This window comes from Vibrio campbellii CAIM 519 = NBRC 15631 = ATCC 25920 (assembly GCF_002163755.1).
Lineage (GTDB): Bacteria > Pseudomonadota > Gammaproteobacteria > Enterobacterales > Vibrionaceae > Vibrio > Vibrio campbellii.
In genome coordinates, this window is sequence record NZ_CP015863.1 from 2,972,081 (window position 1) to 2,996,711 (window position 24,631).

Sequence of the window (24,631 nt, forward strand, 5' to 3'; positions counted from 1 at the left end):
TATAAACACCCGTTTTTACGTTGCCAAGATAGAGCGCGACGGTGCGCTCAAAAAATGAAGTCGAGTATTGTATACCCACTGTGCAGTGGATGCGAGTGTTGTGAGCTTACTTCCCAACTGGTGTATTTCGGCATTGGGATCTCGTTCTGTGATATCGGTTACTCTCTCTGATATACACCTACTTGCTTTAATTCATGATTTTCGGTCTGATAGTGGGTAAAATGAAGTCTTTCTAAACGAAGTTCGTATAGAAATGGTTTATCATAAAGCACGTCCGATAGTTATGGTGAAAGATTTGGACCCAACAATCCTTGAACAAATTGAACATATCTGCGCAGAGCGCGGAGTAAGATTGACGCCGCAACGCCGACGCGTTTTTGAGCTCATTTGTTCTAATCGCCGCGCCTCTAGTGCGTATGAGCTATTGGAGCAACTGAAAGAGAGTGAGCCACAGGCTAAACCACCGACGGTATACCGAGCATTAGATTTTCTTCTAGAACAAGGCTTTATTCATCGAGTGGAATCAAACAACAGCTTTATCACTTGCTGTTCGTTCAACACTCAACAGCACTTTTTCCAACTGCTAATTTGCGATAAATGTGGCGATGTCGTTGAACTTGAAGACGAGACGCTGATATCCTTGTTGGCCAATAACGCCGAGAAACATGGATTCAAACTGACGAATCACGTTATCGAAACCCATGGCGAGTGCCAGGCATGTTCCTCGGAGACGAAATAAGAAAGATAGAAGAACGTTATGCGCGCTGAATTTGTAAACCCGTTTTTGGCTTCTTTAATGAATGTGCTAAAAACCATGGCTTCGCTTGAATTGAAGCCACAAAAACCGCGAATCAAGAAAGATGAGATCGCACGAGGTGACGTTTCTGGCCTTATTGGCATGGTTGGCCCGCAAACTCGTGGCTCTATGTCGATTACCTTTGACGAAGCGTTAGCACTTGAAATCATGCAGAACATGCTTGGTGAACGTCCAAATGGACTGAACGAAGAAGTGACTGATATGGTAGGCGAAATCACGAATATGGTGACAGGCGGAGCGAAGCGCATTCTAGCGGAAAGTGGGTTTGATTTTGATATGGCAACACCAGTTGTGGTATCAGGTCGAGGTCATACCATTCGCCATAAGTGTGAAGGCTCAATCATCATCATGCCTTTCTCTTCACAGTGGGGAAATGCCTTCATCGAGATTTGCTTCGAATAATCGAGAAGAAATAGGTTGGTCAGTGCCAACCTATTTTTGTTTCTGCCTCAGGCAATAAAAAAGGTCAGCGTTTGCTGACCTTTTCTTTTTCTAATCAAACATTAAGCTTTGAACGCTTTAAATGCATTGATTAGACCATTTGTCGAGCTGTCATGTGAGTTGATTTCTGACTCATCCGCTAGCTCAGGTAGGATTTGGTTTGCTAGCTGTTTACCTAGCTCAACGCCCCATTGGTCGAAGCTGAAGATGTTCCAGATAACGCCTTGAACGAAGATTTTGTGCTCGTACATTGCGATCAGGTTACCTAGTGTGCGAGGTGTGATTTGCTTAACTAGGATCGAGTTCGTTGGGCGGTTACCTTCAAACACTTTGAATGGTACTAGAGACGCCATTTCTTCTTCGCTCTTACCTGCTTTCGCAAATTCTGCTTTCACAGTTTCTGCAGACTTACCAAATGCCAGTGCTTCTGTTTGTGCAAAGAAGTTAGACATCAGTTTTTGGTGGTGGTCGCTTGCTGGGTTGTGGCTGATTGCTGGTGCAATGAAGTCACATGGGATCAGCTTAGTGCCTTGGTGGATCAGCTGGTAGAACGCGTGCTGACCGTTAGTACCTGGCTCACCCCAGATGATAGGACCCGTTTGGTAAGTCACTGCGTTACCTTCACGGTCTACGTACTTACCGTTAGATTCCATGTTACCTTGCTGGAAGTACGCCGCGAAGCGGTGCATGTACTGATCGTAAGGTAGGATTGCTTCAGACTCAGCGCCGTGGAAGTTGTTGTACCAAATACCGATCAGAGCAAGAATCACCGGGATGTTGCTTTCTAGATCTGTCGACACGAAGTGGTTATCCATCTCGTGAGCACCGTCTAGAAGCTCAATGAAGTTGTCGTAACCTACAGCCAGTGCAATTGAAAGACCGATTGCAGACCATAGTGAGTAACGACCACCAACCCAGTCCCAGAACTCAAACATGTTGTCTGTGTCGATACCAAACTCAGATACCGCAGGAGCGTTAGTAGAAAGCGCTGCGAAGTGCTTAGCAACGTGTGCTTGATCGCCAGCAGTTGCTAGGAACCAATCACGTGCAGAGTGCGCGTTTGTCATAGTTTCTTGAGTCGTGAACGTCTTAGACGCGATCAAGAATAGCGTTGTCTCTGGGTCTACTTTCTTCAAAGTTTCAACGATGTGAGTACCATCAACGTTAGAAACGAAGTGTAGGTTTAGGTGGTTTTTGTATGGTGCTAGTGCTTCAGTCACCATGTAAGGACCAAGGTCAGAACCGCCGATACCGATGTTTACGATGTCTGTGATTGCTTTACCTGTGTAACCTTTCCACTCACCGCCGATTACGCGCTCAGTGAATGATTTGATTTTCTCAAGAACCGCGTTTACCGCAGGCATTACGTCTTCGCCGCCAACCATTACAGGCTTGTTCGAACGGTTACGTAGTGCAGTGTGAAGAACAGCGCGATCTTCTGTTTTGTTGATCGCATCACCACTGAACATCGCTTCAATAGCTGACTTAAGCTCAGTCTCGTTCGCAAGAGCAAAAAGGTGCTTCAGAGTTTCCTCGTTGATTAGGTTCTTTGAGTAATCGACTAGGATGTCTGAGCCGAAGCGCGCAGAGTATTTGTCGAAACGCGCTGCGTCTTGAGCAAATAGCTCTGTCAGATCCATATCTTGTGCAGATTCGAAATGCGCAGTTAGCGCTTTCCAAGCTTGTGTTTGCGTTGGATTGATATTTTTCAACATGGTCTTTATCCCGATGTTACAGTAGGTTCCATTCCTGACAGTCTAGCGAAAACTGCGGAATCCCCGATTAAGCAAATAGAATATAAATGAGATGTTTGGGCAAATTGCCACAAAACAAGTCTTTGTAATTTTTTTTCAGTCGCCAATTATGACTGAGTGCCCTTTCACTCGCATTGAGTTAGGTCACGTTCCCTGTTTCGAATGTAAACAATTCATTTATGATGCTGGGAATCATATCATTTCGTAATGACAGGCTCTAATTTGATTAGGATAGACGCCAAACCAAATTTTTCCAAAGGAACGCATATGTGGGCACAAAAAACACTGCAATTAAAAGCGCGTCAGCGTGGTTTCCATCTGGTCACTGATGAAATTGAACAACAATTACCACAAATCCAATCGCTTTCAGTAGGTTTGTTACATTTATTCATTCAGCATACCTCTGCCAGTTTGACCTTAAATGAAAACGCAGACCCAACGGTGCGTATGGACATGGAAGCCCACTTCAATAAGTTTGTGCCTGAACGAGCGCCTTACTACCAACACACTTATGAAGGCGATGATGATATGCCCGCACATATTAAAGCCTCTCTACTTGGCAGCAGTGTGACAATTCCTATCCAAAACGGTCAGTTAGCTTTAGGAACATGGCAGGGTATTTACTTAGGTGAACACCGAGATTACGGTGGCAGTCGTCGTATTATTGCCACCATCAACGGTGAATAGTTCAGATAAAACAAAGGCTAACTCACTAAGTTAGCCTTTTTGGGTTTAGAACGGTTGGTTTATCATAACTCGGAAAGTGCCTTCATCGGCACCTTTGGCCATTTCAGCACGAACCACAATCCCTTCGACTTGGAAGCGCACCGCACCGCCGACGTTCCACTTCATGTCTTCATGCAGTATTTTTAAATCATAATCGTCCGCGACTCGCCCCACTTCAGCAAACGCGACCCATTGCCACCAAGGCAGATCGTAGTAGTTGATGAGAGGGATATCATCGAGCGGCTGCCAGTCTGGTAATACGCGGTACTCCGCAGAGTAGTGAATCGCGCTGCGTCCATGATAACGACCCGCCGTGTAACCACGCAGACGATACAAGCCACCCAAGCGAACTTGCTCTTGCTCTGGTGGACGAGCACATACTGCACCATCGCATTTATTCCATGTCGGCGTATCTGCAGTATAGAAGTCAAACGCCAGCACTTGCTGATCGAACCAATCACCGAGTGGACCTAACGAGTAGTACTGACTGTTTTGGAATTCCCACTTCAACCATAAGTCTTCCGACTGTAAGCTTTCTGCACCCGTGGTTAAATCAAACGACGTATGAGAGCCTCGTGTCGCGTTACGCACACTGTCGCGGTTGTCCCAGTCAAATGTCAGGCTGAACCCTGTCGCTTCTTCTCTCTTATCGTTGTAGATGTCTAACTCACGAGAAGAATAAAACGGCGTGAAGATAATTGAGCTCACACCAGAATCGACCGGAGAAGCAAAGCTCACATCTCTTACTGGTTGGAATGCACCAAGCAGTCCGTGTTCACGAACATTACCCCAAGGAAGCAGGTACTTGAACTCCAGTTTGTAGTTCTCTTCGTCGCCATTGGTTACGGTTTTATCTTCCGTTGAAGAGTTATTCGAACCTTGGTCACCTAAGTAATAAGGGTTGTCGTTAAAACGCGCTTTATACATCTGCGTGCTAAACAAAAGGTTTGAAGACAAAGCGTAGTTGAAGGCCGAAAGAAAACCGACGTAGCTATCTTTCTCTGAATACAGGCCCATACCAAACAAGGCTGCTTGCGGTTGCCCTACTCCTTTTGCAACGCCAGCAAGGCCTACTGTACTTCCGAGCGTTTCAGTACTGAAATAGAACGGAACAAATGCTGAGTCTTTCTCTTTCGCGACTATCTGTGGAGATAAAAAAAGGCTGACAGAAAATGCCAGCACTGAGAATAATCTTTTCTTCATGGGTTACTTCGAATATTCCATTTCGACACGAGAAGTCAATTTAGTCACCAACTCATAAGCTATGGTGCCTATGTGGCTTGCTACCTCTTCTACCGGTAAGTCCTTGCCCCATAGAATCGCTTCATCACTCACTTTATCAGTCGCATCTGGCCCTAAATCGACCGTCAACATGTCCATAGAAACACGCCCAGCAATCGGCACTTTACGTCCATTAACCAGAACAGGCGTACCATTTGGTGCTGTACGTGGGTAACCATCACCGTAACCCACCGCAATCACGCCGACTTTGGTATCACGCTCGCTGGTCCACATGCCACCGTAGCCGACACTTTCGCCTTTTTTCACTTCACGTACTGCGATCAAGTGCGACTTCAGTGTCATAACAGGTTTGTAACCCATATCTTGCGCGGTTTTATCGTTGAATGGAGACACGCCGTACATAATGATACCCGGACGAACCCAATCTAACTGACTTTGTGGCCAAGCAAGCAAGCCTGCTGACGCCGCCAAAGAACGCTCGCCCTGACAGCCAGCGGTAAGCGACATAAACAAGTCGATTTGCTCTGTCGTGATGCTGTTATCCAGTTCATCAGCGCAACCGAAGTGGCTCATGTAACGCAGCGGTTTCGCTACATTTGGACACTCTTTCAGGCGTGTGATGAATTCATTGTATTGCTCTGGACGTACACCAAGACGATGCATACCACTGTCGATTTTGAGCCAAACCACAACGGGCGTTTCGAGCTCAGCTTGCTCTAATGCCGCCAACTGCTCTTCACAATGGACAACCGTTTGAATGTTATTAGTCACCAACACGGGTAAGTCGCCAGGTGAATAAAAACCTTCTAGTAATAAAATCGGCTTCACCACACCACACGCGCGTAGCTGAAGCGCTTCTTCAATGCGAGCAACGCCAAAGGCATCAGCATGCGTAGCGTGTTTAGCCACATGACGCAGACCATGACCGTAGCCATTTGCCTTCACCACCGCCATCACTTTGCTTTCTGGCGCCTGTTCTTTTACGCGTTGTAAATTGTGCTGCAGTGCTGACAAGTCAATACATGCCATCGCAGCTTTCATGTAGCTCATTGCATTACTCATCATCGATATCAAATGCAGGGCCCGCGTAGTTATCGAAACGCGAGTGTTGACCTTGGAAGGTTAAGCGAACCGAACCGATAGGGCCGTTACGTTGCTTACCAAGAATAATTTCTGCCGTGCCTTTGTATGGGCTATCTGGGTTGTAAACCTCGTCACGGTAAATAAACATGATCAAGTCGGCATCCTGCTCGATAGAGCCCGATTCACGCAAGTCTGAGTTAACTGGGCGTTTATCGGCACGTTGCTCTAGGGAACGGTTTAGCTGCGACAGTGCTACCACAGGAACGTTCAACTCTTTCGCCAACGCTTTAAGTGAGCGCGAGATTTCCGCGATTTCCAAGGTACGGTTATCCGAAAGAGCAGGCACACGCATTAGCTGAAGGTAGTCGACCATGATCATCGAAAGACCACCGTGTTCACGCGCCACACGACGAGCACGGGAACGTACTTCTGTTGGTGTCAGGCCAGAGCTGTCATCGATGTACATGTTTTTCTTCTGCATTAGGATACCCATGGTAGAAGAAATACGAGCCCAATCTTCATCATCAAGCTGACCTGTACGGATCTTGGTTTGGTCAACGCGAGATAGGGACGCAAGCATACGCATCATCAACTGTTCGGCAGGCATCTCTAGCGAGAAGATAAGTACCGGTTTGTCTTGGTCCATCGCTGCATTTTCACACAAGTTCATCGCAAAAGTGGTTTTACCCATCGATGGACGTGCCGCCACGATAACCAAATCAGAGCCTTGTAGACCCGCCGTTTTTTTGTTGAGGTCGTTGAAGCCAGTGTTCACACCTGTCACACCATCTTGAGGTGTTTTGTATAGCATCTCGATACGCTCTAGCGTTTTTTCGAGGATGTTGTCGACGTTTTGTGGGCCTTCGTTTTCGCTAGTACGAGATTCTGCAATGGCGAAAACTTTACTCTCCGCCATATCAATTAAGTCTTCTGAGCTTCGACCTTGTGGATCATAACCAGCGTCCGCAATTTCATTTGCAACACCGATCAAGCCGCGCACGATTGCACGCTCCGCTACGATGTCCGCGTAAGCGTTGATGTTCGCTGCACTTGGTGTGTTTTTCGCAAGATCCGCAAGGTACGCAAAGCCACCCACGTCTTCCAATTGTTCGTGACGCTCTAGGTGCTCCGACAGGGTAATCAAGTCGAGAGGCTTACCATCTTCAAGAATGGTTTTTACGCCTTCGAAGATTAGACGGTGAGGACGGCTATAGAAATCACTGCTCACAACACGCTCGGCGACCGTGTCCCAACGTTCATTGTCCAGTAAGAGACCACCAATTACTGATTGCTCGGCTTCTAGCGAGTGAGGTGGCACTTTGATTGCGTCGACCTGACTGTCTGAAGGTTTGCGATTTCTGTTTTCCGCCATGACTTTGCTCGATAACTACTAATGACCCAAGATTATAACCTTAAACCTAGCCAATATGCTTCCCTGAAGCGACAATTACTTGTTAAGAATTCAACAAGTGAATGACTGTGAAAGCGCTTTTTATGGTGCGAAATTACGCAATTGCGGTAGAATCTCTCCCAATCGCGCTGAAACAGACAGTGAGAAAAGTTCAATGCGCAAAGCGGGCCTGATGATAAGGTTCTTCAGCTTAGGTCTAATAAAAATTAACCTATCATTGACCGAATAAAACATCTGTATCAGTATCATGCCCCTCCTTTCTTATTACGTTCGAGGTATTTGTGTCCCGATACTGGTTACTTGGCTTTAGCTTACTTTGCACGGGAGCATCGTACGCTGAGGAGGCAGTACAGCCAGAGCAAGAAATTGAAGTGCCCAATCCTCTGCAAACTGAGGTCGAGTTCGGCTATCAAGCTCACACAGGTAACACGGACTCTCGTTCCCTGAATGCTCGCCTAAGTGCTGAATACACTTCTGGCCGACACCGCTCTAACGGCGAATGGAAATTCTATAACCTTTATGAAGATGGAGAGGAAGACAAACGCTCTTCAACCTACAGCGTGCAAAGCGACTATAAGTTAGGACCAAAAACCTACTTGTACGGCAGCTTTAAAGGGGTTGATTCACGCTACAGTGCATACTTTAAAGATTACACCCTTTCTGGCGGTCTTGGTTACCAGTTCGCGTATACAGAGGAGTTTACTCTAGAAGTGGAACTAGGCCCTGGTTTTCGTTACCAAGAACCAAACTTAGACGAAATTGACGAAGACGACATCATCTTTCCAGACATCGTTCGGGAGGGAATCGTCCGTGGTAACATCAATACCACATGGAATCCTTTGGATAACTTAAGTCTCTCTGCCAATATCACTTTAGTAGCCGGCAAAAGCAATACTCTTGTTGATAGCGACCTGAGCGTAACGAATAACATCACTGAGGGTATAGCGTTAAAACTCACTCATTCGCGCCAGTACCACAATAAAGTACCAAATAATTTAAACAAGGCAGACAGCGTATTCGCGGTTAATTTACTATTTCTTTTCTAACTGAGCTGCACTTTATTTTCTAGCGTAGTGACATAAAAAAAGCACCTCCGAGGAGGTGCTTTTTACTATTTCGCTTGGTACTGAATTACTCAGCAGCAACAACTTGTAGGTTGATTGTAGCGAAAACTTCAGAGTGAAGTTGAACGCTGATTTCGAACTCACCAGTGTTACGTAGAGCACCTTCAGGAAGGCGAACTTCGCTCTTAGCAACTTCAACGCCTGCAGCTGTGATAGCTTCAGCGATGTCACGAGTACCGATAGAACCGAATAGTTTGCCTTCGTCACCAGCTTTAGAAGCAAGAACAACTGCTTCTAGAGCGTTAACTTTCTCAGCACGTGCTTCAGCAGCAGCTAGTTGCTCAGCAACTTTAGCTTCTAGTTCAGCGCGACGAGCTTCGAACATTTCAACGTTGCCTTTAGTCGCCATAACTGCTTTACCTTGAGGGATAAGGAAGTTACGAGCGTAGCCAGATTTAACGTTTACTGTGTCGCCAAGACCACCTAGGTTACCGATTTTATCAAGTAGAATAACTTGCATTGCTTAATCCTCTTTCTTAATAAAACGACCGATTACTGATGCTTATCAGTGTACGGTAGTAGAGCTAGGTAGCGTGAACGCTTGATAGCGCGAGCTAGTTGACGTTGGTATTTAGCGCTTGTACCAGTGATACGGCTAGGGACGATTTTACCAGCTTCAGTGATGTAGTTTTTAAGAGTTGCTACGTCTTTGTAATCAATCTCTTGTACGCCTTCTGCAGTGAAACGGCAGAATTTACGACGACGGAAGAAACGAGCCATGGGCTATCTCCTGATCTTAAATTTGAGTAATGTTGTCGGCATGTAACACTAATTTCCCAACGCCATTTCGGCCGGTCTGATAGGCGACGAATCCACCTACCTTAATGTTACTGCCTTGTACTAAATTCTGAGTAAATGCTTGTGACCCAAGCCCACTGACGACTACCGGCATTCGACAATAAACTTGTCGAGGTAGGTCAGCTTCGATAACAGTAGAGCGATGCTCTAACCAAAACCGACAGTGTTCAATGCCACCAGGGCTTTTACTACGAATGGGCGGCTTGGCAATGGTGCCACTCAGCTCCATTCGATTGGTCATAAGAAATATTACTCAGCAGCTGCTTCTGGCTTAGCTTCAGCACGCTCTTCACGACGAGGAGCACGCTCAGCACGCTCTTCTTTCTGCTTAAGCATGATAGATTGCTCAGTGATAGCCGCTTTAGTACGCATGATCATGTTACGTAGAACTGCATCGTTGAAACGGAAAGCAGTTTCTAGTTCGTCGATCACTTCTTGACCAGCTTCAACGTTCATTAGAACGTAGTGAGCTTTGTGAAGCTTGTTGATTGGGTAAGCCAGTTGACGACGGCCCCAGTCTTCTAGACGGTGGATTTTACCGCCAGCTTCAGTGATTGAACCAGTGTAACGCTCGATCATGCCAGCAACTTGCTCGCTTTGATCTGGGTGCACCATGAATACGATTTCGTAATGACGCATTGGTTGCTCCTTACGGATTATTCAGCTTCCACAAATGGCTCAGTCGTCCAGAGGAAGCAAGGAACTAAAGAAAATTGACTGAGTTTTAAGGAGCACGAATAGTACAGAAAGGACGCAAAATAGGCAAGTGATTATTTGCACACCACGTTGGATATTTTTTCTAGCCTCGGGCCAGAAACAACAAAGGCTGCCAGCAAAGTGGCAGCCTTTTAAGTCATAGCGTTATCGCGCTGGTTTCAGGGCGGTTTGTCGCGCTTATTTTACTTCTGCAAGTTCAGCTCGCATTTTGTCGATCACTTGCTTGTAATCTGGTTCACTGAAAATCGCAGAGCCCGCTACAAACATATCTGCACCCGCTTCGGCGATTTCACGGATGTTATCTACCTTCACGCCACCATCAATTTCTAGACGGATATCGCGACCAGACTCGTCGATCATCTTACGTACTGCACGTAGCTTATCTAACGTGTGAGGAATGAATGATTGACCACCGAAACCAGGGTTTACAGACATCAGTAGAATCAGGTCAACTTTGTCCATGATGAATTCAAGGTGTGCAAGTGGTGTTGCTGGGTTGAGAACCACACCCGCTTTACAGCCGTGCTCTTTGATCAGTTGAAGAGTACGGTCAACGTGCTCAGATGCTTCAATGTGGAAAGTAATCATCGATGCGCCAGCTTTGGCGAAATCAGGGATGATGCGATCAACAGGCTTCACCATCAGGTGAACATCGATTGGCGCTGTGATGCCGTAATCACGTAGCGCTTTACACACAGGCGCACCAAAAGTCAGGTTTGGTACATAGTGGTTGTCCATAACGTCGAAGTGCACCACATCCGCACCCGCTGCGAGTACTTTTTCTACGTCTTCACCGAGACGAGCAAAATCAGCTGATAAAATGGATGGAGCAATTAGAAAATCTTTCATACCTGACCTCAGTAGTGGCGAGCAAACAGCAAACAATTTGTTGCGCGCAATTCTACCGAAGCCAGTGGGGAGATCCACTATTTAGATACAATAGTGTGAGAGCTAGGAGCCAGATTTGTCCGTATCAGGTGCTCGGAACAGAGCAAGAAGCTCATCAACTTTATTACGACCACTGCCATTGCGACTGATGGTTCGCTTCACTTTCACCACATTCAGTTCAGCGCCATGATAAAGGCGACGCGTTAGTGTGGTGTCGTGGTTTGAAATCAGAACAGGAATGCCACGTTCAGTTGCAGCTCTCTCTGCGATATCAGCCAATGCCGCTTGGTCATCAAGCGTGAAGCCGTTACCAGCATAAGAAGTAAAGTTCGCCGTATTCGACAACGGTGCGTAAGGTGGATCGCAGTAAACTACGCTGCCTTTGCGTGCTCGGCTGAACGTCTCTGGGTAACCTTCACAGACAAATGTTGCCTTCTTCGCTTTTTCAGCAAAGAACTCTAGCTCAGCTTCAGGGAAGTAAGGCTTTTTGTAAGAACCGAAAGGAACATTAAAACCGCCCTTTTTGTTGTAACGACACAAGCCATTAAAGCCAAAACGGTTCATGTACAAGAACGCTAAAGAGCGATACATCACGTCATCAGTTTTATTAAACTCGGCGCGAATATCTAGGTACGCTTCTTTACGATTGTTCTCAGCAACAAACCAACGTTTTGCTTCAGAGATATACTCTTCAGGACGCTCTTTCAGTAGGTTGTAGAGATTGATCAGGTCGGGGTTGATGTCCGCTAGCAGATAGTGGTCGTAGTCGGTATTAAGAAAAACCGAGCCAGCACCAACAAAAGGTTCAACTAGCTTTCGAGCCGGTGGCAAATGACGTTGGATATCTTCAACCAGACCGTATTTTCCTCCTGCCCATTTAAGAAAGGCTCGTTGCTTTTTCATCTACTGCTCTATCTATCGACCAAAAATTAAGGCTGCGGAATGTAACATATTTTTCAACGAAGCTCAGGATTATTTCACGCGATCAATTTCACGATGCACCTGACCCAAGGATTTTGCCCAAGGACTCAGCGATTTAAGCGCATCCGGTAAGCTTTCGACTGCGTCACGAGCCAATTGAATGGTTGGGTAATCTTGGTAAGTGATGATGTACCATTCCGTTCCACTGCGCACCGTTGGGTAAATTCTTACCTTACCGTTTAAGTCGTATTTATCGAGAAACGCTTGCACATCTTCCATTGCGGTCATCGCACCGAGCTGTAGCGTATAGCCGCGTGGCGATAAGGCCTTAAGCTCTTCACGAGCAAAAGAGAACTTCACCACTGGTTTAGTTGGCATAACTTGAGCTTCTGCAGACTGTTCACCTGTCTGAACAACATTGATGAGCGAAGAACTCGAGCTGCTTTGCGCTTGAGGAACCGATTCTTCAACCAGTTGTTTGATTTCATCAGTATCCGCTTCTTCTGGCTTACCCTCGAGCAATGCATCCACCACATCAGACTCAATCACAACACGTTGTTGCTTGTCTTCCATGCCAACACTCGCCACTTCATCCGTTACGGTTGGTGGTAATGAATCAGAGTCATCCGTCGCATCAGTAAGCACCGTGCTATCTTCAGCTTCGTTGCTCATCGTCGAATCTGCGCCACTGGTAGCTCGAGATTCGCTTAGGGTTGGAATCGCCGTTTGCTCAATAGCGCCAGTGATTTGCTGTGCTTTATCATCAGGGCTCGGCTGATTGTACATCCACCAATAGCCACCAGCAGCTAACAATAGCAGCACCAATACAACCAATGCGATATTAAGGGGTGAGCCTACAATTGAGCGGATAATGATCCTTTTTTCCACTTTCATCTCTCCTAACGCCATGATGTCCCCCGGAACCGGGTCGACTTTCTTAAATGCATCTCGAACGCGCTTTTCTGATTCATCGTCGACATATCGAATTACCAAAGATTCAAAAAAGCAACGCGCTTCAACTTCTGACAACATCTCAATATCGAGTTCAACTGGCTTAAGTTCTTGCCCGTAGCTGATACGCAACAATACCGATTCCAAACGCCCACTTTGAGTAAACAGTAAGATGTTGATTTTCCATTTTGGATTCGCTTGTGCTGCTAGCACCAACATCCATAATTCTGAGACCAGTGTTTCACTCAACAAGTGCGCATCATCAACCACAATCGCGATATCACACGCTTCATTACCTAAGATACGCTCCAAACTATCAAGCAACGTATCTTGCTGATTGAACAGTGCATCAGAAACAATCTGGCTCAAGATGAGCATACGACGCTGCACATCATCTTGATTTGAATGACAAAGTAACAAACATTGGTTTTTGTTACTTGCACCGAGTTCAAGATATCGCTGTGCCAACCAAGACTTTCCGTACCCAGTTTGGCCATTTACTGCGATCAAGTTAGAACCAAAATTGGTCAACAAGCTTAATCTGTCTAAAAGCTCGGTTTGCGAATCCAATTCAAGAACGTGAGCGAAACTCATCTAAATAACCTTAATAAACTACAAGAATGACGCCGATAGGCGCCATTACAAGGTTAAATGTCACGACCGAAGTCGATAGCTTGTTTGATGATATCTTGCGGTGTGTCTGCAATGACTTCGGCACTGCCGATGCCCGTTGGCAGAACTAAACGCAGCTGACCGGATAAGACTTTCTTATCACGCATCATGTGCGTCATGAAATCATCAAAGCTCATTGTATCTGGCGTATGCACAGGCAGTTTAGCGCGGCGCATAATATTGATGATGCGGTCCAGTTGCTCTTGCGAAATCAATCCACGCAAGTGAGAGGTTTTCGCCGCCATCACTGTACCGGAAGATACCGCTTCACCGTGTAGCCAGTTGCCATAACCAAGTTCAGCTTCAATCGCATGACCAAAGGTATGGCCCAAGTTCAGCAGTGCTCGAATGCCTGACTCTTTCTCATCTTGTGCTACAACTTCCGCTTTGATTTCACAACAACGTGCAATCGCGTAAGTCAGTGCCTCTTCATCCAATGCATATAGACGATCAAGATTCTCTTCTAACCAATCGAAGAAAGCACCATCGTAAATAATGCCGTACTTGATCACCTCAGCAATACCTGCTGCAAACTCACGCTCTGGGAGCGTCGATAGACAGTTGGTATCGATGATAACCGCTTTAGGTTGATAAAAAGCACCAATCATGTTTTTGCCTAGCGGGTGGTTAACTGCGGTTTTACCACCTACAGATGAATCCACTTGAGACAACAATGTGGTTGGAATCTGGATGAAATCCACACCACGTTGGTAACATGCAGACGCGAACCCAACGAGATCGCCAATAACACCGCCACCCAATGCAATAATCACTACATCGCGTGCGTAGCTTCCCTCTAGCAGGAAGTTCATGACTTGATTAAACGTGTCTAGGCTTTTGTATTGCTCACCATCAGGCAATTCAAGTAATGAGGCATCACAACAGAGCTGTTCAAGCTGACCAAGAATTTTTTCCGCATACAGTGGAGCAACCGTGACATTACTGATCACGACAACTTTCTGATTTGCGTTTTTGTTTGAAAGAATTTGAGAAAGGTACGCCGGGTCTTCAAATAACCCGGCGCCAATTGAGATTGGGTAGCTACGCTCTGCTAGATTGACCGTAATCCGTTCCATCGGTGTGCTCCAATTTGAAAAAGATAAATGCTTATCTCTCTTCTAGCATTTTTACGATCTGGTTGGCTACCACTTTTGCACTCTGATCGTCAGTACGAACTGTGTAATCCGCTACTTCTTCGTATAGAGGGTTACGTTCGCCTGCCAAACTTTCCAATACTTCACGAGGGTTGTCAGTTTGAAGTAGAGGACGCTTCTTGTCGCGGTTTGTGCGAGCAAGTTGCTTTTCAATAGTTGTTTCTAGGTAAACAACAACACCACGTGCTGAAAGACGGTTGCGGTTTTCTTTGCTCTTAACAGAGCCACCGCCCGTTGCTAGCACGATGCCTTGCTCTTGAGTTAGGTCTTCGAGTACAGCTTCTTCGCGTTTGCGGAAGCCTTCTTCACCTTCAACATCAAAAACCCAAGCGATATCTGCACCAGTGCGTTCTTCGATCACTGTATCAGAGTCCACGAACTCCATATGCAGTTGCTGTGCTAGGTGTCTACCAATTGTACTTTTGCCGGCGCCCATTGGGCCAACAAGGAAAATATTACGTTTCTCAGCCATATTTAGCGGTAATTTACAACGTTAATTCAATAAGATCGCCACAAGAAAACACAGCCAAACTGCTGTTTCACAAGGCTTGTGGCACCAATTCCTCACAGATAATTCGTGATAAGACCCGAAATTATCCAAGCATGATGCCACTAATGCAACTTTATTTTTGATCTAATCGTTTTTTTGCCTACCGATTCTTACTGAATCACAACTTTAGGTGTAACAAAAATCAGTAGTTCACTTTTACCGACATTTTCGTAACTTCGATGGAAAAGCGCACCTAACAGCGGCAAATCACCTAATAAAGGCACCTTATCGACGGAGTTTGTAATGCTGTGTTGAAAAATACCGCCCAACACGACTGTCTCGCCATTATTAACTAAAACCTGTGTACCAATACGTTGCGTATCTATCGCCACCGCCTCACCAGTGCCTGTTTTTACCACTTGGCCCGGTCTGTCTTGCGTAACACTCAAATCCAACACCAAACGGTTGTCAGGCGTAATCTGTGGCGTCACTTTCAAGCTCAATACCGCTTTTTTGAACGTCACAGAAGTCGCACCACTGGAAGAAGATTCAAGGTAAGGGATCTCGGTACCCTGCTCAATGTAAGCTGGCTTCTTATTCGTGGTTATCAAACGTGGGCTAGAAATAATTTCTGCTTTCGATTCTTGTTGCAGCGCCGAAAGTTCCAAATCTAGTAAGGTGTCCGAACCTAACTTAGCAACTTGGAAGGCTATACTGGTCGCATTTGGACTGGTCGCGGCAAGGTTAACGTTGAGAAAGTCATCAATACCCACACTGCTGCCACCGTCATCACCTTCACCGTCACCGCCGCCATCGTACAGGCCGATTGTCGCAAGGTTATTCTCAATTGAACCACCCACAGTATGACTGCCATTAATGGAAGTGAAGCCCCAACGAACGCCAAGTTCGTCCATGTTACCTTCATTAATAGTCACAATACGTGCTTCAATCTGAACCTGTTTTACAGGAATATCCAATGATTCTATGATCTCGCGAATCACTTCAATATTCTCAGGTAACTCACGAATCAATAACGAGTTGGTACGCTCATCAATGGTCATGCTGCCTCGATCTGAAAGCATACTGATGTTGCCCTCTCCATTGATCATCTCAGCAATGTCTGACGCTTTAGCGAAGTTCACCTTGATGATCTCTGATGAAAGCTCACCGATCTCTTTCTCTAGCTTTTGCTTTTCGAGTTGCTGCTTCTCGCGCAGATCCAATTCATCTTTTGGTGCGACGAGAATGACATTGCCATCAACACGCTTATCTAACCCTTTCACTTGCAGGATAATGTCGAGTACTTGCTGCCAAGGCACACCATCAAAACGCAAGGTCAAGTTACCCTCGACCGAGTCAGAGACGACCAAGTTAAATTGATTGTAGTCGGCGATAAGTTGCAACACGTTTCGCACAGGAATGTCTTGGAAGTTAATCGAAATTAGCTTGCCTTCTTTTTCCAAAATGCTTTTATCCAGCGCTTTTTCGTTGGCTTTAAGCTTGCCAACCTTTACCTCTAAATAACGACCAGTAAGACGGTAGTCGTGAGAATAGTCCTCATCGATATAAGCCACCAGACGTGTTGTAGAAGTATCGCGGAATACCTCAACGCTCTCGACAACCGTCGAGAAATCTTTCACATCAAGTAGGTAAAGCTGGTCATCTTTAACGGAGGTGTTGAGTAAGTCGATACTCAAGCCTTCTTGTACGCGTTTAATATCAACAATTGCAGCGGGTGATGCGAGCTCAACCACAATCACGGCGTCTTTGTCTTTGTTCGTACGGAAGTCGATGCTCTTAAGCGAGTTAGACTGTACTTCTTCTGCTGCGACAAAAGGGGCTAAAAGTAGAGAGAACCATAAATAGAAGAGCCCTGTTAGCTTCCTTGGTGTCAGTGTTAATCCGTGTCTCATTTTCATCATTACTCAATATCAAAAATAAATGCCGCTATGCCTATCTCAACGCCAACTTCACTTTGCGCTTTTGCCAACAACCTAAACCGTCTGGCAAGGTTTCATTAATCAATAAATAGCTGTGGGATACGTGGGTTACCTTGCCATTGTTACGTCCGAGGTATTGACCTGGCTTCACTTTGTAAACTATGCCATTCGGAGCTTGAACCAAACCCGAGACGCTGCTGCCCATTCCCATCACACCCTTAAGGCGAAGTTGGTTGAGTGGGAAACGTTCCAGTTTGTCTGTGCGCTTTCTTGACGGCGGTTGCCAACAGTCTTGCCTCGCAACAGGTTGAGTTGAGATGGTGGCCTCTTTTGGCAGTTCAAAAGGGGCACGCAAAATTTCAGGCTCGTAACTCACCACTACATATTCTTCAGTCGGCTGGAGTTTGGCGACATCACGGCGTGCTTGGTTTTCTACACCGCGAATAAAGTCGGTTAGTGACTCATCATTGGCTTGGCAACCACTCAGCAGACTCACCATACAAACCATCAGCAAAGATTTATTTCGCATCTTTCTTTTCCTCTGGTTTGAATTGGTAAGTGTTTGCTCTTACACGGAAGTGCAAGGTTTCACTCTCTTGACTGACTCGCTGCCAAGTTACATCTTGAAATGTGATGATGCGTGGTAAGGTGGCGATGGCCTGTGAAAAACGACCGATGTCATGGAAGTCACCCGTTAGCTCAATATTGAGCGGCAAACGGTAAAGGAAGTGCTCTGACTCTTTATCTCCCCAATCAATACGCGTAAATGTCAGCTTGTTATCGATGCCGAGTTCATTAACCGACGCTAGCATGGTCGCCAATTCTTTCTGTGCCGGCAGTTGTTGCAAAAGCAGTTCATAGCGGGTGGTCAGTTCATCAAGTTGTGACTGAAGCTGCGGCAGTGCAGCGACTTTATTGGCTTTGATCCTCAGCGCGACTTTTATAGTCTGCTCTTCTTGGATCAAGGTATTAAGGCGAGCTTCCTCTGGCTTCAAATAAAACCAGTAACCAAAACCTTGGATCAACACCACCATAAGAAGAATCGCCACCAACTGAGGTACCAGCGGCCATTCAGCGATTTCATCCATTTCTAGGTCTTGCCAATTAACCATGCTGCTTACCTCCTTTTATAGAGGCATCTTTAAACATAAAGGAGACTTTGAACGTCTGGAACTCTTTACCAAAGAGCGCTTTACCATGGACAATGGAGTGCATATCAACATCCAGAAGCTTGGCAGAACGCTCCATATTATCGAGCATGGTGGCAAGACGAGAGGTGCTATCAGAAATACCCGAGATCTCAATCTCGTAGTCGTTCATTTTGATCTTATCGACATAGACGCCTTCAGGGATCACTGAGGGCATCAGGTTCATAAACTCAGTGGTTTTATTGCGCCCATTTTGCAGCCCCTCAACGGTCTTTAAGCGCTCTAGAATTTTGCTGTGCTCTTGCTCTGCTATCTTCATGGCTTCAATACGTTTATCGAGTTGAGAGATATAGTGAGCAAGATAATCGAAGCGCTGTTGCTGCTGATCTTGTTGGTATTGGTAGTACTTACCGATCCCCCATTGCACGCCCAGAGCAGCGATCGCCCCGAGTAAAATCAAGCCAATAAAACGACGACGATGCTCTTCACGTTGGTTTTCACGCCAAGCAAGAAGATTAATGTGATACAGCATTGTCACCTCCTAGCCACTGAATACCACGTACAGCCAGTCCGGCTGCAGCAGTGAAGTGTTGCCAATCCGCGGCACGACGTTTGCGCTTAGACACCTTCATTTCAAACAAACCAAGCGGATTAAGCAGTTCACACTCTAGTGCCAACTGGCTAGACAGCTCCTCGGCCAACATAGGTGTTGCAACGCCCTCTCCCGAAAGCCAAACGCCTTTTATATCTTGGCTTCCATTAATTGAGGTATAGAGCTGCATCTGACGTTTAACACGCTCGACGATTTGTCGATTAAATTGATCCGTTGCCACTTGTGCATCGTCTGCTAATGGATCTTGTTGAAACAAACTGCCCGTAGTGCGAGTACCGCAGGGAAATTCTTTATGAAACAATTCGCCTTGTTCGGTGAACATCGTGAAAGAACTATTCAAAGAACCAATGTCCAGTAAACAATACTTGTTCTTTTCAGGAAAACGTTCCGCTACCAATTTCCACATATGACCAAGACTTTGTGAGTGCACGTCCACCAGTACTGGTTTCAAGCCTGATTTCTGCAATGCCTCAACTCGGGTTTCTACCACGCCTTTACGAGTCGCGAAGACCTGATAACTGTCATTGCCTCGCATCTGCTCATCCGTATCAACCTTGATGAAGTCAAGACTCAGCTCTTCCACGGGGAATGGAGACTGATGTGAGAAGGCTTGCACAACAGCAAACTCCTTTTCACTCTCTTCTAAGTTCTGCTCTATCTGCAGCTTTTTACTGATCACAGCATTATCTGGAACTGAAATTGCGACCTTTCGAGCACGAAAAGGTAGCTCTTTTTTCATCTCTTTAAGGGTCTTTACAATTTCTTGATGATTTATGGTGTTATTTTCAGCGACAATACCTTCCTTAAGTATTATTTCTTTGTAACCCAGTAGTGCGTAACTGTTGCCATTGGGTTTAAGTACCACGGCTTTGAGGCTGTTATGGCCAATATCTATGCCCGTAACTAATAGCTTATCCATCTCTACTCTCGCTCCGAAATTCTTGCGTGCCGATGTTGTTAGCACCCAGAGAATTTTCTTCGTGCAAAGGTTGTTATTAGCATCCAAATAAGAGTTAATATCTCATATGTGCTAAATTTTTGACCTAAGAGTACAAGGGTTTGCCGTTACACAGCCTCAACCAATCAGGGATTCTCCGGTGAAGTTCATAAAGCGTTTATTATTTTTAACATTGATTTGCATAATTCTTGGAGTCACCACAATTTTTGGCTTCTATCAATACGTGAAGCCTGAATTGCCAGATGTTGCAACCTTAAAAGATGTTGAATTACAAACACCTATGCAGGTTTTTAGTCAAGACGGGAAACTGATCGCACAGTTTGGTGAGAAACGCCGAATTCCTGTTACTTACGACGAAATTCCGCAAGATTTAATTCATGCGCTGATCGCGACCGAAGATAGCCGATTTTACGAGCACCCAGGTATCGACCCAATCGGTATTACACGTGCGGCAGTCGTCGTTGCATTATCTGGTTCTGCAAAGCAAGGTGCGAGTACCATTACTCAGCAGCTAGCGCGTAACTTCTTCCTATCCAACGAGAAGAAGATCATGCGTAAAGTGAAAGAGATCTTCATTGCGATTCACATTGAGCAGCTTTTGACGAAGCAAGAGATCATGGAACTGTACGTTAACAAGATCTTCCTTGGTTACCGCTCATACGGTTTCGGTGCCGCAGCTCAGGTTTATTTTGGTAAAAGCCTAAATGAACTCACGCTAAGTGAAATCGCAACGCTTGGTGGTATGCCAAAAGCACCATCAACCTTGAACCCACTCTATTCACTCGAACGTGCAACAAACCGTCGTAATGTCGTTCTGATGCGTATGCTCGATGAGAAATACATCACTCAGGAGCAATACGATGAAGCACGTGCTGAGCCAATTGTCGCTCGCTACCACAGTGCTGAGATTGAGCTTTCTGCCCCATATGTTGCAGAGCTTGCACGCTCATGGGCAGTGAAAGAGTACGGTGCAGAAAAAGCCTATACCTCTGGCTTAAACATCTACATGACAGTAGATTCAAAACTGCAAGACGCAGCAAACAAAGCGGCGATCAATAACATCCTTGCTTACGACGAGCGTCATGGCTACCGCGGTGCTGAGAAAGTATTGTGGAAACAAGGTGAAACCGCTTGGGATACAGAGCAGATTGAAAAACATCTGAAGAAGCAACCGACTTACGGACAACTTTACCCAGCGGTCGTGACTAAAGTCGATGACAAAACAGCGCAAGTTTGGGTCAAGAACAACGATGAACAAACCATCGCTTGGACTGGTATGAACTGGGCTCGTAAGTACCTGACGGATGAACGCCAAGGCGCCGTACCAAAGTCAGCTAAACAGATTTTGGAATCAGGCCAACAAATTTGGGTTCGTGAAATCAGCACAACCGATAAAGACGGCAACACCATCAACAGCTGGAAGCTAAGCCAAGTACCAAGTGCAAACACGGCATTTGTGGCAATGAATCCGGAAAACGGTGCTGTGCTTTCTCTGGTTGGTGGCTTTAACTTTGTTCACAGCAAGTTTAACCGTGCGACTATGTCAGTGCGCCAAGTAGGTTCAAGTATCAAACCTTTCATCTACTCAGCGGCAATAAACAAAGGTCTCACTCTTGCTTCTCTAGTGAACGATGCGCCAATCAACAAATGGGATGCAGGTTCTGGTTCTGCATGGCGTCCAAAGAACTCACCACCAACATACGTGGGCCCTACTCGTCTGCGTATCGGTCTAGCACAGTCTAAAAACGTAATGGCAGTGCGTACTCTTCGTGAAGTTGGTTTGGACGAGACTCGTGAATATCTAACGCGTTTTGGCTTTGATATTGACGAAGTGCCACGTTCAGAGACCATCGCGCTTGGTGCAGGTAGCTTAACGCCAATGAAAGTGGCACAGGGTTACTCTGTATTTGCCAATGGCGGTTACTATGTAGAACCTTTCTACATTGACCATGTAGAAGACTCATTCGGTGAAGTGCTGTTTAAAGCAAACCCGAAAGTGATCTGTCAGCACGATTGCCCTCAAATGGAACAGCACGTTCCAGCTGAAGATAAGTTTGCTGCAGAGTTTGGTGAACAAGACGTAACGCCGGAAAACATCGCTCCAGACAACGCTCTAGAAAACGATACTCCGCAATACGCGAAACAAGTTATCTCAGCGCAAAACGCGTTCCTAATGCGTGAAATGATGTACAGCAACATCTGGGGTGGCGGTAGCTGGCGTGATGGCACAGGTTGGAACGGTACTGGCTGGCGTGCACAGAAACTTGAACGTCGCGATATCGGCGGTAAAACCGGTACAACCAACGACTCAAAAGATACTTGGTATAATGGTTACGGCCCTGGCATTGTGGCGATCGCATGGGTTGGTTTCGATGACCACTCTCGTACGCTTGGCCGCACAACCGTGAACAGTAACCTTGGTAAAGGCCAGATCTCTGGTGCAGAATCAGGTGCTAAGACGGCTGAGCCAGCTTGGATTGACTTCATGCATGCTGCTTTAGAAGGTAAACCACAGCAGAGCAAGAATATTCCAGATGATATCGTTCGTGTACGTATCGACCGTGATAGCGGCCTATTGACGCACAAAGTCGATGGCTCATCGATGTTCGAATACTTCGAGAAAGGTACAGAGCCAACTGAGTACGTCGGTAACAGTCTAGAAGACAGTATCTACTCTGGTGGCGGTGGCTCAGAAGAGCTGTTCTAGTACCGAACTAACGATATGAAAAAGGGAGCCATTAAGCTCCCTTTTTGTTTATCTGGATTATCTGATTTAAGCAGAGACTTAAGCTGCAATAGAGTTTTGTTTCGCTTCCAGAATACTTTTAATTGTCGAAGCCAGCGCTTCGAAGCGAGCACGCAGTGGTGAACCTGGACGGTAAACCAAAACAATACTGCGAGAAGGCGTAGGGTTCACAGCTGGAACGTAACATACGCCATCTTTTTTCTTCTCATGCGGCACAGATAACTCTGGAAGCAACGTAATACCAGCGCCAGCAGCTACCATGTTACGCAGCGTCTCTAGACTGGTCGCTTTGAAACGCTCGTCGTCTTTGGCTCCAGCAGCAAAGCAGAACCCCAGAGCTTGGTCACGCAAACAATGGCCATCACCTAACGCCAATACGGTTCGACCATTAAGATCCAGCATGTCGATATGATCTAAGCCTGCCCATTCATGGTCACAAGGTACAGCAACGCTCAACGGCTCATTGTAGACTTCAATCTCTTTGAAAGGCGCTGTCTCGTCAACAGAGGCCAATACTAGGCAATCTAGTTTGCCCTCTTCTAACTGACGAACCAATTGGTGGGTTTGAGCCTCATGCAGAAACAGTTCCAATTCAGGAAACTCTTCTTTTAATCGAGGAACGATCTTAGGTAGCAAGTAAGGCCCAACGGTCGGGATAAAGCCAATATGCATTGGTCCCGTCATGGCACCACTTTGGCCACTCGCCATATCTTTGAAGGTTTTTACTTCACTTAAGATGCGTTTTGCTTGCTCCACCAACTGCAAACCAGAATCGGTAAACAGCACTCGACGGCTGCTTCTTTCTAGTAATGCCGTGCCCAGTTCATCTTCTAGTTTACGAATCTGGCCACTCAAAGTTGGTTGGCTAACAAAACAGGCTTCCGCTGCTTTTCGAAAATGCTTGTGCTCCGCAAGCGCCACCAAGTACTCAAAATCTCGGATATTCATACGTACGATTCGCTTCTTGTTTAGCGATAGAAATAATCTATCAAAACCATAGCATTAAACGATTAGAACTATCAAAGTTTTTTTTCAATAATGAGCTCAACAAAACGAAACTGAGCGACAAATAACGCTAAGCTCGAAAACGAATTATTTCATAAATTTAAAAAGGAAATCATCATGTTTGCATCAAAAGAAGGTCAAGCTGTACCACAAGTTACTTTTCCGACTCGTAAAGGTGACGCATGGGTGAACGTAACCACGGATGAGCTGTTTAAAGACAGAACGGTTATCGTATTCAGCTTGCCAGGTGCGTTTACTCCGACGTGTTCGTCGAGCCACCTACCTCGTTACAACGAGTTGTTCTCAGTATTTAAAGAACACGGCGTGGATGAAATTCTATGTGTGTCAGTGAACGATACGTTTGTAATGAACGCATGGAAAGCTGACCAAGAAGCAGAAAACATCACTTTCATTCCAGATGGTAACGGTGAGTTCACAGACGGCATGGGTATGCTAGTGGACAAAAACGACATCGGCTTCGGCAAGCGTTCATGGCGTTACAGCATGCTAGTGAAAAACGGCGTGGTTGAGAAAATGTTCATCGAACCAAACGAGCCAGGCGACCCGTTCAAAGTTTCTGACGCAGACACAATGATGAACTACGTAGCACCTGAGTACAAAACTCAAGAATCTATCACGGTGTTCACTAAACCAGGTTGTCCTTTCTGCATGAGGGCGAAACAAAATCTGATTGACCACGGTCTTCAATATGAAGAAGTGATTCTGGGTAAAGACGCAACAACAGTAAGTCTACGTGCAATATCTGGTCGCACAACGGTTCCTCAAGTCTTCATCGGTGGTAAACACATCGGCGGTAGCGAAGAGCTAGAAGCTTACCTAGGTTAATAGTTTGCCTAATGGGCTTGGGTTGGCAATCTCGCTGTCCAGAATTCAGCCCTAGGTCTCCCGGAGCATCCCTCGCCCGGGAGACCATCCCTCTCAATTACTTCCTATGCTTAGTCTTGATAACTGGTTGTCTTCACCGTTCAACCGGTTATCAAGATTAATGAACTCAAATTCACTCATCCAAAC

General features: G+C 46.0%; 25 protein-coding genes. 6 read left to right on the top strand and 19 right to left on the bottom strand.

Annotated features, from left to right (window positions below; all coding sequences use genetic code 11):
* The first annotated feature begins 283 nt into the window (after positions 1-283).
* Together zur and A8140_RS14265 are read left to right on the top strand one after the other, a co-directional pair.
* Positions 284-739, top strand: a complete 456-nt coding sequence (gene zur, locus A8140_RS14260) for a zinc uptake transcriptional repressor Zur (RefSeq protein WP_005536446.1) — start codon at positions 284-286, stop codon at positions 737-739.
* An 18-nt stretch (positions 740-757) separates the two neighbouring features.
* Positions 758-1,219 (top strand): chemotaxis protein CheX, encoded by a 462-nt coding sequence (locus A8140_RS14265; protein WP_005381269.1) that lies wholly within the window; start codon positions 758-760, stop codon positions 1,217-1,219.
* Positions 1,220-1,320: 101 nt separating this feature from the next.
* Here A8140_RS14265 and pgi read toward each other — a convergent pair whose 3' ends face one another.
* On the bottom strand, positions 1,321-2,973 hold the full coding sequence (gene pgi, locus A8140_RS14270) for a glucose-6-phosphate isomerase (RefSeq protein ID WP_038863033.1): 1,653 nt from the start codon (positions 2,971-2,973) through the stop codon (positions 1,321-1,323).
* Positions 2,974-3,279: 306 nt separating this feature from the next.
* On the opposite strand from pgi, the gene A8140_RS14275 reads away from it, so the two are divergent.
* Positions 3,280-3,699 carry a secondary thiamine-phosphate synthase enzyme YjbQ gene (locus A8140_RS14275; RefSeq protein ID WP_005438458.1) on the top strand — a complete coding sequence of 140 codons (420 nt, stop codon included), beginning with the start codon at positions 3,280-3,282 and terminating at the stop codon, positions 3,697-3,699.
* A gap of 45 nt (positions 3,700-3,744) precedes the next feature.
* Here the strand turns inward: A8140_RS14275 and A8140_RS14280 are convergent, their stop codons facing one another.
* The 3 genes from A8140_RS14280 to A8140_RS14290 are packed head-to-tail and all read right to left on the bottom strand — an operon-like array spanning position 3,745 to position 7,435.
* Positions 3,745-4,941, bottom strand: a complete 1,197-nt coding sequence (locus A8140_RS14280; RefSeq protein ID WP_005532686.1) for a BamA/TamA family outer membrane protein — start codon at positions 4,939-4,941, stop codon at positions 3,745-3,747.
* 3 nt (positions 4,942-4,944) lie between these two features.
* Positions 4,945-6,021 carry an alanine racemase gene (gene alr / locus A8140_RS14285; protein ID WP_005532689.1) on the bottom strand — a complete coding sequence of 359 codons (1,077 nt, stop codon included), beginning with the start codon at positions 6,019-6,021 and terminating at the stop codon, positions 4,945-4,947.
* 13 nt (positions 6,022-6,034) lie between these two features.
* The gene (locus A8140_RS14290; RefSeq protein ID WP_005532691.1) at positions 6,035-7,435 is read right to left on the bottom strand and encodes a replicative DNA helicase; all 1,401 of its coding nucleotides are present in this window, start codon (positions 7,433-7,435) and stop codon (positions 6,035-6,037) included.
* Between the two features lie 320 nt (positions 7,436-7,755).
* Between A8140_RS14290 and A8140_RS14295 the strand changes: the two genes are divergently transcribed.
* On the top strand, positions 7,756-8,520 hold the full coding sequence (locus tag A8140_RS14295; protein ID WP_005532693.1) for a DUF481 domain-containing protein: 765 nt from the start codon (positions 7,756-7,758) through the stop codon (positions 8,518-8,520).
* Between the two features lie 85 nt (positions 8,521-8,605).
* Here the strand turns inward: A8140_RS14295 and rplI are convergent, their stop codons facing one another.
* From rplI to pilM, 14 genes are all read right to left on the bottom strand, one after another.
* A complete protein-coding gene (gene rplI / locus A8140_RS14300) occupies positions 8,606-9,058 on the bottom strand; it encodes a 50S ribosomal protein L9 (RefSeq protein ID WP_005451518.1) in 453 nt (150 codons plus the stop codon).
* 32 nt (positions 9,059-9,090) lie between these two features.
* Complete coding sequence (rpsR, locus tag A8140_RS14305) at positions 9,091-9,318, bottom strand: 30S ribosomal protein S18 (protein WP_000090472.1); 228 nt, start codon at positions 9,316-9,318, stop codon at positions 9,091-9,093.
* Between the two features lie 16 nt (positions 9,319-9,334).
* Complete coding sequence (gene priB / locus A8140_RS14310; protein ID WP_005532696.1) at positions 9,335-9,637, bottom strand: primosomal replication protein N; 303 nt, start codon at positions 9,635-9,637, stop codon at positions 9,335-9,337.
* Positions 9,638-9,645: 8 nt separating this feature from the next.
* The gene (rpsF, locus tag A8140_RS14315; protein ID WP_005438446.1) at positions 9,646-10,035 is read right to left on the bottom strand and encodes a 30S ribosomal protein S6; all 390 of its coding nucleotides are present in this window, start codon (positions 10,033-10,035) and stop codon (positions 9,646-9,648) included.
* A 255-nt stretch (positions 10,036-10,290) separates the two neighbouring features.
* Complete coding sequence (gene rpe, locus A8140_RS14320) at positions 10,291-10,962, bottom strand: ribulose-phosphate 3-epimerase (RefSeq protein ID WP_005532698.1); 672 nt, start codon at positions 10,960-10,962, stop codon at positions 10,291-10,293.
* Positions 10,963-11,064: 102 nt separating this feature from the next.
* Positions 11,065-11,904, bottom strand: a complete 840-nt coding sequence (locus tag A8140_RS14325; protein ID WP_005532700.1) for a Dam family site-specific DNA-(adenine-N6)-methyltransferase — start codon at positions 11,902-11,904, stop codon at positions 11,065-11,067.
* A gap of 69 nt (positions 11,905-11,973) precedes the next feature.
* A complete protein-coding gene (locus A8140_RS14330; protein ID WP_005532703.1) occupies positions 11,974-13,467 on the bottom strand; it encodes an SPOR domain-containing protein in 1,494 nt (497 codons plus the stop codon).
* 53 nt (positions 13,468-13,520) lie between these two features.
* The gene (aroB, locus tag A8140_RS14335; RefSeq protein WP_005532705.1) at positions 13,521-14,621 is read right to left on the bottom strand and encodes a 3-dehydroquinate synthase; all 1,101 of its coding nucleotides are present in this window, start codon (positions 14,619-14,621) and stop codon (positions 13,521-13,523) included.
* A 31-nt stretch (positions 14,622-14,652) separates the two neighbouring features.
* On the bottom strand, positions 14,653-15,171 hold the full coding sequence (gene aroK / locus A8140_RS14340) for a shikimate kinase AroK (protein WP_010443904.1): 519 nt from the start codon (positions 15,169-15,171) through the stop codon (positions 14,653-14,655).
* A gap of 188 nt (positions 15,172-15,359) precedes the next feature.
* Positions 15,360-17,108, bottom strand: coding sequence for a type IV pilus secretin PilQ (locus tag A8140_RS14345; RefSeq protein WP_038863028.1), 1,749 nt, complete (start codon positions 17,106-17,108; stop codon positions 15,360-15,362).
* A gap of 34 nt (positions 17,109-17,142) precedes the next feature.
* Complete coding sequence (locus A8140_RS14350) at positions 17,143-17,658, bottom strand: pilus assembly protein PilP (RefSeq protein WP_005532708.1); 516 nt, start codon at positions 17,656-17,658, stop codon at positions 17,143-17,145.
* Entirely contained in the window at positions 17,648-18,241 is a 594-nt protein-coding gene (locus A8140_RS14355; RefSeq protein WP_005532711.1) for a type IV pilus inner membrane component PilO, read from the bottom strand. Before A8140_RS14355 ends, A8140_RS14350 begins: the two co-directional genes overlap by 11 nt.
* Positions 18,234-18,809, bottom strand: a complete 576-nt coding sequence (locus A8140_RS14360; protein ID WP_005532712.1) for a PilN domain-containing protein — start codon at positions 18,807-18,809, stop codon at positions 18,234-18,236. The genes A8140_RS14355 and A8140_RS14360 overlap by 8 nt, the downstream gene beginning before the upstream one ends.
* Positions 18,793-19,809 carry a type IV pilus assembly protein PilM gene (gene pilM / locus A8140_RS14365; RefSeq protein WP_005532714.1) on the bottom strand — a complete coding sequence of 339 codons (1,017 nt, stop codon included), beginning with the start codon at positions 19,807-19,809 and terminating at the stop codon, positions 18,793-18,795. The genes A8140_RS14360 and pilM overlap by 17 nt, the downstream gene beginning before the upstream one ends.
* A gap of 178 nt (positions 19,810-19,987) precedes the next feature.
* On the opposite strand from pilM, the gene A8140_RS14370 reads away from it, so the two are divergent.
* Entirely contained in the window at positions 19,988-22,555 is a 2,568-nt protein-coding gene (locus A8140_RS14370) for a penicillin-binding protein 1A (protein WP_005532716.1), read from the top strand.
* Between the two features lie 78 nt (positions 22,556-22,633).
* Here A8140_RS14370 and oxyR read toward each other — a convergent pair whose 3' ends face one another.
* Positions 22,634-23,542 (bottom strand): DNA-binding transcriptional regulator OxyR, encoded by a 909-nt coding sequence (gene oxyR, locus A8140_RS14375; protein ID WP_005432705.1) that lies wholly within the window; start codon positions 23,540-23,542, stop codon positions 22,634-22,636.
* A gap of 174 nt (positions 23,543-23,716) precedes the next feature.
* Between oxyR and A8140_RS14380 the strand changes: the two genes are divergently transcribed.
* Complete coding sequence (locus tag A8140_RS14380) at positions 23,717-24,445, top strand: redoxin family protein (RefSeq protein WP_005532719.1); 729 nt, start codon at positions 23,717-23,719, stop codon at positions 24,443-24,445.
* Positions 24,446-24,631 lie beyond the last annotated feature (186 nt).